At 70.0% G+C, this 12,026-nt stretch carries 11 protein-coding genes; 8 read left to right on the plus strand and 3 right to left on the minus strand.

Translation table 11 applies throughout. The features are described 5' to 3' along the window. Positions 1–685 precede the first annotated feature (685 nt). The 5 genes from STHE_RS11515 (at position 686) to STHE_RS11535 (ending at position 4,732) form a co-directional block, all read left to right on the plus strand. Positions 686–1,429: an ATP-binding cassette domain-containing protein gene (locus tag STHE_RS11515; RefSeq protein ID WP_012872757.1), complete on the plus strand. Its 744-nt coding sequence runs from the start codon at positions 686–688 to the stop codon at positions 1,427–1,429. Then, entirely contained in the window at positions 1,429–2,691 is a 1,263-nt protein-coding gene (locus STHE_RS11520) for a DUF7224 domain-containing protein (protein WP_012872758.1), read from the plus strand. Before STHE_RS11515 ends, STHE_RS11520 begins: the two co-directional genes overlap by 1 nt. Beyond that, positions 2,688–3,272, plus strand: coding sequence for a hypothetical protein (locus tag STHE_RS18070; RefSeq protein ID WP_012872759.1), 585 nt, complete (start codon positions 2,688–2,690; stop codon positions 3,270–3,272). Before STHE_RS11520 ends, STHE_RS18070 begins: the two co-directional genes overlap by 4 nt. Before the next feature lie 69 nt (positions 3,273–3,341). Continuing rightward, entirely contained in the window at positions 3,342–3,881 is a 540-nt protein-coding gene (locus STHE_RS11530; protein ID WP_012872760.1) for a cob(I)yrinic acid a,c-diamide adenosyltransferase, read from the plus strand. 179 nt (positions 3,882–4,060) lie between these two features. After that, a complete protein-coding gene (locus tag STHE_RS11535; protein ID WP_012872761.1) occupies positions 4,061–4,732 on the plus strand; it encodes a peroxiredoxin in 672 nt (223 codons plus the stop codon). A gap of 810 nt (positions 4,733–5,542) precedes the next feature. Here the strand turns inward: STHE_RS11535 and dcd are convergent. Then, complete coding sequence (gene dcd, locus STHE_RS11540; RefSeq protein ID WP_012872762.1) at positions 5,543–6,136, minus strand: dCTP deaminase; 594 nt, start codon at positions 6,134–6,136, stop codon at positions 5,543–5,545. A gap of 208 nt (positions 6,137–6,344) precedes the next feature. Here dcd and STHE_RS11545 point away from each other — a divergent pair, with 208 nt between their 5' ends. From STHE_RS11545 to STHE_RS11555, 3 genes are all read left to right on the plus strand, one after another. Next, entirely contained in the window at positions 6,345–7,595 is a 1,251-nt protein-coding gene (locus tag STHE_RS11545; RefSeq protein ID WP_012872763.1) for an LCP family protein, read from the plus strand. 414 nt (positions 7,596–8,009) lie between these two features. After that, entirely contained in the window at positions 8,010–9,389 is a 1,380-nt protein-coding gene (locus STHE_RS11550) for an LCP family protein (protein ID WP_052295306.1), read from the plus strand. 125 nt (positions 9,390–9,514) lie between these two features. Further along, positions 9,515–10,693 (plus strand): WD40/YVTN/BNR-like repeat-containing protein, encoded by a 1,179-nt coding sequence (locus STHE_RS11555; protein WP_012872765.1) that lies wholly within the window; start codon positions 9,515–9,517, stop codon positions 10,691–10,693. Positions 10,694–10,855: 162 nt separating this feature from the next. Here the strand turns inward: STHE_RS11555 and STHE_RS11560 are convergent, their stop codons facing one another. Both STHE_RS11560 and STHE_RS18075 read right to left on the minus strand, forming a co-directional pair. Continuing rightward, positions 10,856–11,482 (minus strand): class I SAM-dependent methyltransferase, encoded by a 627-nt coding sequence (locus STHE_RS11560; protein ID WP_012872766.1) that lies wholly within the window; start codon positions 11,480–11,482, stop codon positions 10,856–10,858. A gap of 38 nt (positions 11,483–11,520) precedes the next feature. Then, complete coding sequence (locus tag STHE_RS18075) at positions 11,521–12,018, minus strand: GNAT family N-acetyltransferase (RefSeq protein WP_012872767.1); 498 nt, start codon at positions 12,016–12,018, stop codon at positions 11,521–11,523. Between the last annotated feature and the right edge of the window lie 8 nt (positions 12,019–12,026).

Below are 12,026 nucleotides of genomic sequence, written 5' to 3' on the forward strand. Positions count from 1 at the left end.
ACGTACCTGTCTTTGTCAGTTATGATGCAATTCAAGATCATCAGTGACATCGGGCCCAACGGCCCTCAGGAGAACAAGGCCCTCCGTACACCGGATGAAACGACGCCGGCAGTTTGGTGTTGGTGTCAAGAGGTCGCCGCGGCGGCTACGATCGCCGATGATCTCTCCGTCCTTATGAGCCCCGGAGGGCGTTCAGCAGCGGGAAGTGCGCGATGGCACGCAGGCAGCTTCTAGTCGTACCGCTCGTGGTGCTCGCAGTGCTCGTTGTTCTGGCTATCCCAGCATCCGCTGAGGGAAGCTGGACGTCATATCTCTCGAACGTCAGGGTCGGTTTTGAGACCCGCCGTTGGTGGGACAATCACAATGACGCGGCAGGTACCATGGCTGGGATATACGCCTGCCGCGATCAGGCCCCAGATCCTTCGGACAGTATCGGCCTCGAGCTGCGAAGACATGTTCCTGGATGGTTCGATGAATCCAAAGGAACTCGTGAGGGGACGTGCTACAACTTGGTCTATCTGTACTGGGGAGAGATGAAGGACCCAGGGGAGTACTGGTTCAAAGTATCTGACATATCCAACTGCGCGGATCATGGTGGGTGCTACTTGTACTCAATCTCGACGAGGTATCCTGACGGCTTCATGGTGAGTTACTGATCTACAACCCTGGAGAGTGGGGCGCCGCCGTGGAGCTGTCCTTCGAAGAGGTGAGCTTCCGCTACCGCCGCTCTCCGCGCCCGGTGTTGACCGACTTCACCTGGCAGGTGCCGCCGGGGCGGACGGTGCTGCTGGGGCCGAACGGGGCCGGCAAGTCCACCTTGCTGGCCCTGGGCGCCGACGCCCTCCGCCCCTCGAGCGGTCGAGTCCGCTTCGGGGACCTCTGCCCGTCGCGCGGCCGGGATCGCGCCGCCTACCGGCGGGCGGTCGGCTGGATGCCGCAGCAGATTCACGCCGTGCCCGGGCTGCGGGTGCAGGAGCAGGTGGCCTACGCCGGCTGGCTGAAGGGGCTGAGCCGGCGCGAGGCCTGGGCGGCCGCTGCCACGGCGCTCCGCCAGGTGGCTCTCAGCGACCTGGCGGAGCGCAAGACCTCGACCCTCTCTGGCGGGCAGCTCCGCCGGGTCGGGCTCGCCCAGGTTCTCGTCCATGATGCGCAGGTGCTGCTGCTGGATGAGCCGACGGCCGGCCTTGACCCGGCACAGCGCGCGCGCTTCCGCGAGCTGCTCGCAGCCCTCCCCCCGGAGCGCCCGGTCGTCGTGTCCACCCACCAGGTGGATGACCTGACCGACCTGTTCGACACGGTGGTGGTGCTCGACGACGGCGTCATCCGCTTCGTGGGTACGGTGGCGGAGTTCATGGGTCTGGCCCCCGCGGGCGGCGGGGCGCGCCCCGCCGAGGCGGCTTACGCCCAGATCGTGACGGGGGAGCGCTGATGGCCGTCCAGACGATCCTACGGATCAGCCCGGCCGCCTGGCTCGGGCCGATCCTAGCCCTGGTCGCCATGGGCTACGCCCGCATCATCTACCCCGCGACCTACGACCCCTACCCGCTGGCGCTGACGTCCGTGGCCGGCTGGACGGTGTCGGTCATCGGCCCGACGGTGGCAGCCTTCGGTGCCTGGGAAGGCGGCCGCCTGCACCGTGCCGGCTGGTGGGGGCTGCCCCACGCACGCCCGGCGGTCGTGGTAGCAGGGGCGTCGCTGGCGCCGGTCCTGGTCGCCGGGCTCGGGGCGCTCGGCGCCGCGATCGCAATCCGGTTCGCGGATGCGGGCGTGCTCGCCTGGCCGGACCTCCGGGTCGTCGGCGTGGAGACCTGCGTCGTCACAGCGCAGGCGCTGCTCGGCTTCGCCATCGGCCTGCGCCTCCGCCCGGTGGTGGCGGTGCCGGCTGCCTTCCTCCTCATGTTCACCTGGATGGCGCTGCCGGCCGCCATTCTCCCGGTCTGGCTCGACTTCCCGACAGGGGCCTGGGCCGGCTGTTGCGCGATCGACTCGGATCTCGCCCCGCGGGCCGTCGCCAGCGCGCTCACGGTCGTGGCCGGCTTCCTCGTGGCTGCCCTCGTGCTGCTGCGGCAGCCGTTCGCCCGGGTTCAGTTCGGCCTGGCGCCGCTCGCCGCCGCGCTGGGCATCGCGGCCGGCCTCTGGCTCGTGCGCGGGATGGATTCCAACCCGACCGTGCCGCGCGATCCGTCGGTGCTGGTCTGCGCCCCAGGCCCACCGGAGGTCTGCGTCTGGCCCGAGCACCGCTCGCGGCTGGCCACCGCCGCCCGCGTGGTGGCAAAGGTGGCGCCCGTCTGGCAGGCGGCTGGGGTCCCTCTCCCGGCCAGGTTTAGCGAGGAGTGGTCAGAGTCGCTCCCGTCGAGCACCGGCAGAGTCATAATCCGGTCGGACAACGAGGAGGAGATCGTATTGTCCCTCGCGCGTGGCGTGCTACCGCCGGTGCCGCCCTGCGCCCTCAAGAGCGAGGTTCCCTATTTTGGCTTCGAGGCGCGCGCCTACGTCATCGCCTGGCTCGTCGATGTCGCCGGGGTGCCGCCAGAGCGCTATGCGAGCACCCACGTGAACGGAGTCGAGATCCTCGCGACCGTCGCGGCGGTGCGCGCGCTGCCGCCGGACGAGCAGCGGGCCTGGCTCGCGGGCAACCTGGCCGCCATGCGCGCCTGCGGGGTCAGGCCACCACTGGAGCCCACCCAATGACGCTGTGGCTCCGCGTGCGGCGGGCGCGCACCTGCGTCGCGGTCGCCCTGGCGCTGGCGGCCAGCCTGCTGCTGACCGGCGACCTGGCGCTCCCGATCCCCAGCCTGCGCGTCGGGAGCACCCTGGCCCTGCCGTTCGCCTTCCTCCTCCCCCTCGCGGTGGCGACCGTCGTGGCCTACGCGCTCGGGGCGGGTGACCCGCGGGCGGAGGCCGTCGCCTGCCGGCCGATGCGGCTGCTCGACACGGCCTACGCCCTGGCGGTGGCCGCGCTGGCCCTCGGGGCCTGCGGGCTGCTCTGGGCAGCGGACGTGAGCGACACGGCCCCTGCCGCCGGGCGAAACGCGCTCGGCTACGTGGGGCTGACCCTCCTCGGCCGCCGCCTCGTCGGCCCGCACGCGGCCCCGATCCTCCCGGTCGGCTTCGTCCTCCTGACCGCCATGTTCGGCGTGCGCCCCGGCGTGGAGCGCGACTGGTGGGCCTGGCCGCTGGCGGGCGCGTCCGACCCCGCCGCCTGGCTCTTCGCCGGGGCGCTCCTCCTCCTCGGCGCGGCGGCCCTCGCCGGCACCGGCGCCGACCGCTAGCCCGGCGCGCGCCGCCTGGCAGGGGATGTGCCACAATCGGGCTGGACGACAGCGGAGGGAGCGACGGCGATGTTCTACACACGCAAAGGCGACCAGGGCTACACCGACCTCCTGGGCGGCCGCGTGCCGAAGTACGCGCCCCGGCCGGAGGCCTACGGCACCCTCGACGAGGCTACCTCCTGCCTCGGGCTGGCCCGCGCGCTGGCGACCAGCCAGCGGACCAAGGACATCCTCATCGCGGTGCAGCGGGACCTCTACGTCATGATGGCCGAACTGGCCTTCACCCCCGAGATGCAGCAGAAGCGCTACCACATCACGGAGGAGCACGTGGCGCGGATCGAGCAGGAGACGGACCAGCTCGCCGCCGAGGTGCCGCTGCCGCCCCACTTCATCCTCCCGGGCGACACGGTCGCGGGTGCCGCCCTCGACGTGGCGCGGACCGTGGTCCGCCGGGCGGAGCGGCTGGTGGTGAAGCTGGCGCACGAGGGGGAGATCGAGAACGAGCAGGTGCTGGCCTACCTGAACCGGCTCTCCTCGCTTCTCTTCATTCTGGCCCGCTTCGAGGACCAGGCGGCCGGCGTCACCCCGACCCCGGCCAAGCAGGCCTGACGCGGCGGGGTATCCCCGCCGCGGCGGAGCATCGGGGCACAGCATCGGGAGGAAACGGGACCGCGTCCAGGCTAGAGGCAGCGCCACGCAGCCGCCGTGGCGGCGGTTCTTCGGGCACACAGGGTGCGATGACCGCGGTTGCTCAGTGCCGTACCACAACGCGGAAGGAGCGAGCGCCGATGACTGTGCCCGATACCGCTGCCACGACCCCGAGCCTGCCGCGGCTGAACGAGCCGGCGCCGGACTTCGAAGCCGTCACCACGCACGGGCCGATCCGGCTGTCCGACCTCACCAACGCCGGCAAGTGGGTGCTCTTCTTCAGCCACCCGGCCGACTTCACCCCGGTCTGCACCACCGAGTTCGTGGCGTTCTCCGAGCTGGCGCCCGAGTTCGAGAAGCGCAACACCCAGCTCCTGGGGCTGTCGGTCGGCTCGATCCCGTCCCACCTGGCCTGGATGCAGGACATCGAGCGGAACCTGGGCGTGAAGGTCCCGTTCCCGGTCATCGCCGACCTGGACATGAGGGTGTCGCAACTCTACGGAATGATCCACCCCGGCGTCTCCTCGACCGCGGCAGTGCGAGCGGTCTTCCTGATCGACCCGAAGCGGACCCTGCGGGCGATGGTCTACTACCCGCTCACCACCGGCCGCTGGATGCCGGAGTTCCTCCGCGTGCTCGACGCGCTGCAGACGACCGATGCGCACGGCGTCTCCACCCCGGCCAACTGGACGCCGGGCAACGAGGTCGTGGTGCCGGCCCCTGCCACGGTCCAGGCCATCGCCGCCGAAGAGGCCAGGAAGAACGACTACGACTACAAGAGCTGGTACCTGCGCCTCAAGAAGCTGGAGTAGCGGGGAGGTGGAAGGATCCCCGCGGTTTGGCTGGCGCCCGGCGCGGGTGGTGTGAGAATCCCCACGCCGTGGCGCGTGCCCGGCAATGAGCGGTGTGAAGATTCCCGCGCGGTCGTCAGTGCCGGGGGCGGTGGTGTGAGGAGCCAGCACCGAGGTCCGCGCCCGGAACCGGTGGTGTAAGGATCCCAACGCCGTGACGCGTGCCCGGGGGTTTACCCCCGGGCTCACAAGGAAAAGCCCACTGAAGGGGCTGGGGAACGCGGCGCCCGGTGGGAGGCCGGATCGGACCCGCCTGGATGTAGCCATCGCAGCCCCTTCAGTGGGCTTACCCCATTCAGCCCGGCGGCTTGAGCCCCGGGCACATACCGCGGTGCAATGAGCGGTGTGAAGATTCCCACGCGGTCGTCAGTGCCGGGGGCGGTGGTGTGAGGAGCCAGCACCGAGATCCGCGCCCGGAACCGGTGGTGTAAGGATCCCAACGCCGTGACGCGTGCCCGGGGGTTTACCCCGGGCTAACAAGGAAAAGCCCACTGAAGGGGCTGGGGAACGCGGCGCCCGGTGGGAGGCCGGATCGGACCCGCCTGGATGTAGCCATCACAGCCCCTTCAGTGGGCTTACCCCATTCAGCCCGGCGGCTTGAGCCCCGGGCCCAGACCACGGCGCAAGGATCCTATTGTCACCCGGCCGGATCACTGCCCCCAAGCCGGCTAAAGCCGGCTTCTGTTTGTGAGCCCGGGGGTGAACCCCCGGGCCCTATCCGCTGGCGCGGTGATCCGTCACATGCAGCCGATGCGCTCGGGAGAACGCCCCCTACTTCTCCTCCTCCAGCGCCATCGCGATCTCCTCGGCCAGGCGGCTGGGCTTGGGGTCGATCTGGCCGGCGTACTTGTTCCCCCGCTTTTTGCGATACGGCACCATGGCTGGGGAGGTGAGCTGCTCGAAGGTGAACGAGCAGATGCGCATGCCGGGGTAGAGGGCGACCGCCATCCGGCCCAGGTTCGATAGCTCCATCGTCGCGGTGCCGACCCAGCCGGGCTCGAACACCGCCGCGGTGCTGTGGACGGTGATCCCCAGGCGGGCGATGCTGCTCCGCCCTTCCAGCCGGCCGAGCAGATCGTCCGGCAACTCCAGCGACTCCAGCGTCGACGCCAGCGCGAAATCCCCCGCCTGCATGATGAAGGCCTCGCCGTCGGGCACGGTGATGGTCCGCATGGCATCGCCGATTGATTGAGGTTGGCGCGGGTCGATATAGGAAAACCGTGAGTGCTCGAAAACCATGAAGGTGTTGCCGAGCCGGAAGTCGATCGAGCAGGAGCCCAGGCTGCGCTCCAGGTCAGGCTGCGGAGTAATCTTGATGCGCCCTGATTCCAGCGCCTGAACGATATCACGATCGGATAGAATCATCGTCTCCCCCTCACGACCCGCTGTGACGTTTGGCCTTTCGCATGCGTTGTGTCTGATAGAAGGCGGCTTGTTTCGGTGTACGTACAGTATGCGGAGCGGCCGCCTGCTCGTCAACCGGTGCGTCCGCGTCGGGCGCCGCTCGCAATGGTACACCGGAGGCGCGTTCGGTCGCCTTCGCACACGGCGCCCGCGTCACGCGGAGGGGACGATGCCCCAGGGTCGCCGCGCCACGTCGCGACTTCACCACCCGCGCGGCCACCGCACGCGCGCTCGCGGCGGGAGGCGTGAGCGCGCGGTTCGCCTGAGGGTCCCGGTGCGCCGCCTGTGGCGTGGCCCACGCCGGGCCCGGCTGGCGAACCGGCGCGTCCGGGCGGCTCGGAAACCCTGGTGGCTGCGTCCCCGTTACGTCGTGTCGGCGGCGGCGGTTGCGCTGCTCGCGCTGGGCGCCGCCTGGCTGCTCCCGCCGCTGCTCGCGGCGCGCACCGCCTATGAGGAGGTTTTCGTGCCGGATTCCCCGCGCCCGGTGGTGACAGTTAACCCACGCGGCACACCGGAGGTTGTTGTCCTGCCCACGGAGACGCCCCCGCCGCTGCCCGACTGGGACCGGCAGGAACGGATCAACGTGCTGCTGATCGGCGCCGATACCAACAGCGCCCGACTGGAGGCAGGCGAGCCGGCACTGTCCGACACGCTCATCATCGTCACCATCGCCCCGGTCACCCGGACGGTGGGGCTGCTCTCGATCCCGCGCGACCTGCTCGTCACCATCCCGGGTGTCGGCCTCGACAAGATCAACGCCGCCTTCTCGATCGGCTCGCTCAGCGAGCTGACCGGCCCGGGGCTGGCCCGCGCCACCGTCGAGTACAACTTCGGCATCACCATCCACTACTTCGCGCAGGTGGACTTCGAGGGCTTCCAGCGGATCATCGACACGCTGGGTGGGGTGACCATCGACGTGCCGGCGCCGATCAAGGACGACGCCCACCCCGGCGAGGGGTTCAACTACACGCGCATCTACTTCCACACCGGGCCGCAGCACATGGACGGCAAGACCGCCCTGCGCTATGCCCGCACGCGGCACGACGACAACGACTTCGCCCGTGCCAACCGCCAGCAGCAGATCCTGCTCGCACTGCGAGAGCAAGCCGTCACGCGCAATCTCATCGCCAACGCTCGGGAGTTGCTGGTGGCGCTGAGCGACACGGTGCGGACCGACATTCCGCCGCTGGATCTGTTGAAACTGGCCAAGCTGGGGACGGAGATTCAGCCGCAGGACATCCACTCCTACAGCATCCTCCGTGCGACCTACGTCGAGTGGAACCCGCCCGGCCCGTACCTCCTCATCCCGGACTGGGAGGCCGTGCACGAGATCGTGCGGCAGATGATCCCGCCAGAGCCGGCAGTCGCGCCGGACCCTGCCGCGCCGGTGCGGCCTCCGGCGGTGATCAAGCCGGTCTAGCCGGGGAGGCCCGTCCAGGCAAGGAAATAGCCCGTGCTATAATCCGCGGGCGTGCCCGGCTGGCAACGAGTGAGTAGGGTACTGGTGACTGACGATAACGCAAGCCGTTCCGCAGAGAGACGAATCTCGCGCCAGCAGCCGCGGGTCGGGCCGCGTGCCACGCGCGGGATGCGCGGCCGCCGCTTGAGCGCCGCGGAGGTGCGGCGGGCGCGCCGGGCACCGGCGGGGACGCCAGAGCAGGCTGCCGCCCCCTCGACAGGCGGTGCCCAGCCGTCGCGCCAGCCACGCCGCCGCGACGCGGCCGAGATCCGGCAAGAGCGGCTGCGCGCGCAGAGCGGAGCCCGGGCCGGTGCGCCGGGTCCGCGGGGGGAAGTACCGCGACAACGACCCCAGCCCCGGTCGATCGGCCGGGCAATGCCCGCCACGGCGGAGCCGCCCCGGCGGCGCTCCCGGCTCCGCGTCGCGCTCATGACCATCCCCATCTTCGCGCTGGCGCTAGGCGCCATCTTCATCGCGCCGTCGGTCTTCCGCGCCTACCAGGCCTACGACCGCATCTTCAACACTCCGGTGCCGCGCCCGGCCATCGGCGTCAACCCCGACGGCACGGTGGTGATCATCCCGGACGCGACGGAGGAAGTGAAGCTGCCCGACTGGGACAAGAAAGAGCGCGTCAACATGCTCCTCCTCGGCGTCGACGACCGCGACGACGGGGTAGTCGCGCGCTCCGACACGATCATCCTGGTCACGATCGACCCGGCGACCAAGCAGGTCGGGATGATGTCGATCCCGCGTGACCTGCTGGTCACGATCCCCGGCCTCGGCGAGGAGAAGATCAACGCCGCCTACTCCGCCGGGGAGGAATCCGGGGTCACCGGCGCCGGGCTGGTCCGGGCGACCGTCGAGTACAACTTCAATATCCCGATCCACTACGTGGCCGAGGTCGACTTCGAGGGCTTCCAGCGCATCGTCGACACGCTGGGTGGGGTGACCATCGACGTGCCGGCGCCGATCAAGGACGACGAGTACCCGGGCGAGCAGTTCAACTACACGCGCATCTACTTCCACACCGGGCTGCAGCACATGGACGGCAAGACCGCCCTGCGCTATGCCCGCACGCGGCACGACGACAACGACTTCGCCCGCGGCAACCGCCAGCAGCAGGTGCTCCGCGCGCTGCGGCAGCAGGCTGTCTCGCTCAACCTGATCACCAAGGCCCCTGAGCTGCTGGAGGAACTGGGGAACAGCGTGCGCACCGATCTGCCGCCGGGCGACGCGCTGGCGCTGGCCAAGCTGGGGACGGAGATCGACGCGGGCAGCATTCGCTCCTACAGCCTGCTGCCCGCCACGACCGCGCAGTGGAACCCCGGCGAGCCCTACTACCTGATCCCCGACTGGGATCAGGTGGCGGCGATCCTGGCCGAGATGATGCCGAACGGCACCGGCCCGGCACAGGAGCCGGCCGAGACCGAGACGGCGCCGGAGTCGGAGCCCCAGTACGCAGCCACGATCCTGGTGGAGAACGCCACCCTGGTCAATCGGCTCGCGGCCAACGCCGCGGCGCAACTGGAAGCCGCGGGCTTCATTGACGTCAGCGCCGCGCAGTCGGCTGAGACCGGCAACGTTCCGACCTCACGGATCGTCGATTATGTGGGGGACGGGGTGACTGCCCGGCGCATCGCCGAGGTGTTGCATCTCTCACCGGCGGCCATCATCCCGGGAGACCCAGCGACGTACGTGGGCAATGACATCGTCGTCGTCTTAGGAGACGATGCCTCGGCGCAAGCCGGCTCCTAGCCCTCCCGCCCGGCCTCCCAGCCGGGCACAATGGGAACCGACACGCGTGCCCCGGCACGCGGGGCGATTCCCACACGGTACACCCGCCCCGCACACCGGCGGCCGCACCCAGGGAGAGGGAACGGATGACCAAGAGACGCTACCACTTCGCGGCGCTTCTCATCATCGGCCTCTGGCTGCTGAGCGCCTGCGGCGGGGGCTCGGAAACGGCCACGACCCCGCCTGACCGCGGGACGGCAGAGACCCCCACGGTTACCGTCAGCCCCACTGAGCCACCGGCCGAACCGGCAACGCCGGAGCCGACCCCGGCCGACTCCGACCCCACGGCCACGCCGGAGACCATTCCCGACGCCACCACCGTCAGCCCCCTGACCATCGACGGGGAGCGGGTGGTCGAGATCGCCGTTCCCGCACCGGGGCTGGACATCGTCTACGCCGTGGCCGGGAACGCGCTCTACCGCCGCGACGGCGACGAGGAGTGGACAAAGGTGTCCGAGGGCGCCACCGAGGCGCACATCCTCGCCGACCCAACGCACCCCGATATCATCTACCGCGGCGACCACTCGCCGTGCGCGCGCGGCGGCGACCCGGTTCCCTTCGAGCGGAGCACCGACGGCGGGGCGACCTGGGAGACCATCCCCACCGCGGAGAACATCCGACCGCTCGTCATCGATCCGCTCAACACCAGCCGCCTCTACGGAGAGTCGTGCCAGCTCGCGATCAGCGTCGACGGTGGGGAGACATGGGAGCTGTCGAGCCCGGTCGCCGGGTTCGACGTGACGAGCCTGGGCCTTATCGCCACCCAGCTCTACGGCATCTTCACCTCCGAAGGGGGCACCAGCCGCGTCGTCGCCCTCGACGTCTCGACCCCGACCAGCCCCGTGACCGGCCCGGCGCTGCTCGAGTTCTGGGGTGGCGGGGTGCTCCTCGCCTCGGTCGACAAGGTCATCGTCGGCGAGCCCCACGGCATCCACATCAGCACCGACAACGGCGAGACCTGGGAATTCAGCCGCGCTGGGCTCGAGGAGGTAACGCTCTCGGTCAACGCGCTGACACAGCCGATCCCCGAGGAGGAGCAGGGCCGCGGCTTCGGGATCTTCGCGCTGGCGGTGGACCCGCGCCAGCCGGAGCGGATCTTCGCCGGTACGATCCGAGGGCTCTACCGGAGCGATGACAACGGGGTGACCTGGCAGCGCGTGCCCGAGGTAGACGAGGTGAAGGTCCGCACCCTCGCCTTCGCCCGCGGTGGTACGCTCCTCTACGCCACCACCGACGAGGGCGCCCTCGTGCTCACCAACCCGTAGGCCGCACGGCCCAGTGTCCTGACATCCAGTGTGGCGCAACGGATCGCCCACCGGGATGCTCTCCCGGTGGGCGATTCTGCGACGGGAATTGGGTGCCGCCCGCCACTCCTGATGACGGCAAGGCGACGTCGTCACGCTGTTCGATCACGCCGGCCGGCGCGCTCACGCCGCCGGCTGCAGCCGCATCAGGTGGAAGATGCCAAGCAGGCGGCGCCGTGCCTTGATCGGCTGGAGCCCGGCCTCCCGCGCTAGCTCGTACGGCTCGCGGTTCCAATGGCAGCCGACGTACTGCGCGTTACGGTCCGCCCGCCGGTCCTGCCAGCGACCGATCCACCCCACGCTGCTCCGTCCGTGCTCCAGCAAGAGGATGCGCCCACCCGGACGGCAGACACGACCCATCTCCCGCAGCGCGGTGACCGGATCGGGGAAGGTGCAAACGCTCATCGTGGAGACGACGGTATCGAAGGAACGGTCGGGAAACGGGAGACGCTCGGCGTCGGCGATGATCAAGTCGACCGGGCGGCCGATCTTGCGGGCCCGCGCTCGCGCCACGGCCAGCATCCCCGGACTGATATCCACCGCCGTGAGATCAATCCCCTCCGGGTAAAACGGGAAGTTGCGCCCCGTCCCGGCCGCGACCTCCAGCACCCGGCCGGTCGCCTCGCGGACCAATCCCCGCCGCCAGCGCCGCAGGCCCAGCACCTCCATGATCGCCTCCATCCGGTCGAAGACCGGGGCGACCGCATCGTACTTCGCCCGCAGCTCCCGAGCGGTGAACTGAACCGGCATCGTGCCTCCCTCTCTACTCGCGGTCGTGTCAGGGGCTCCTAATCCCGATCCTCCGCGGAATCAAGGCGCAGCTCGACGATTCTGCTCGCCACGAAGCCCAGATCCTGGTAGAGCGGCGCGCTCATCGGTGTCGTCTCCAGCACCAGCCGCGTCGCGCCGTGTGCCGCCGCGGCGTCCCGTACCGCGCCCATCAGCCGCCGGGCGATGCCGCGCCGCCGGTAGCCGGGGATGGTATAGACGCTGGTGACGTGCCCCTGCCACTGCGCCAGCCCGCCGGGCCAGGGCAACACCGGCCAGAGCCACAGCGCCGCCATCGCCACTCGCTTCCCGCTGCCCTCATCGACCGCGACGAAGACGCGGCACTGCACATCGTCGATCCAGCGCTCCAGGAAGTCGTGCAGCGCCGCCGCGTAGCGGTCATACCCCTCCTGGTCGTCCGCGTCGGCCACCCCCTGCTCGACACACATCTCCCACCGCAGGCGCACCACGTCCGCGATGTCACCCCGCCCCGCCCGTCGAACCTCGATCCCCGCCACCACGCCAC

The sequence above is a fragment of the Sphaerobacter thermophilus DSM 20745 genome (genome assembly GCF_000024985.1).
Taxonomy (GTDB): domain Bacteria; phylum Chloroflexota; class Chloroflexia; order Thermomicrobiales; family Thermomicrobiaceae; genus Sphaerobacter; species Sphaerobacter thermophilus.

Bases quoted from the DNA above. Each gene is read 5' to 3' on its own strand.
- STHE_RS11520 (WP_012872758.1), top strand. From the start codon at position 1,429: ATGGCCGTCCAGACGATCCTACGGATCAGCCCGGCCGCCTGGCTCGGG.
- STHE_RS18070 (WP_012872759.1), top strand. From the start codon at position 2,688: ATGACGCTGTGGCTCCGCGTGCGGCGGGCGCGCACCTGCGTCGCGGTC.
- STHE_RS11530 (WP_012872760.1), top strand. From the start codon at position 3,342: ATGTTCTACACACGCAAAGGCGACCAGGGCTACACCGACCTCCTGGGC.
- STHE_RS11535 (WP_012872761.1), top strand. From the start codon at position 4,061: ATGACTGTGCCCGATACCGCTGCCACGACCCCGAGCCTGCCGCGGCTG.
- dcd (WP_012872762.1), bottom strand. From the start codon at position 6,136: ATGATTCTATCCGATCGTGATATCGTTCAGGCGCTGGAATCAGGGCGC.
- STHE_RS11545 (WP_012872763.1), top strand. From the start codon at position 6,345: ATGCCCCAGGGTCGCCGCGCCACGTCGCGACTTCACCACCCGCGCGGC.
- STHE_RS11550 (WP_052295306.1), top strand. From the start codon at position 8,010: ATGCCCGCCACGGCGGAGCCGCCCCGGCGGCGCTCCCGGCTCCGCGTC.
- STHE_RS11555 (WP_012872765.1), top strand. From the start codon at position 9,515: ATGACCAAGAGACGCTACCACTTCGCGGCGCTTCTCATCATCGGCCTC.
- STHE_RS11560 (WP_012872766.1), bottom strand. From the start codon at position 11,482: ATGCCGGTTCAGTTCACCGCTCGGGAGCTGCGGGCGAAGTACGATGCG.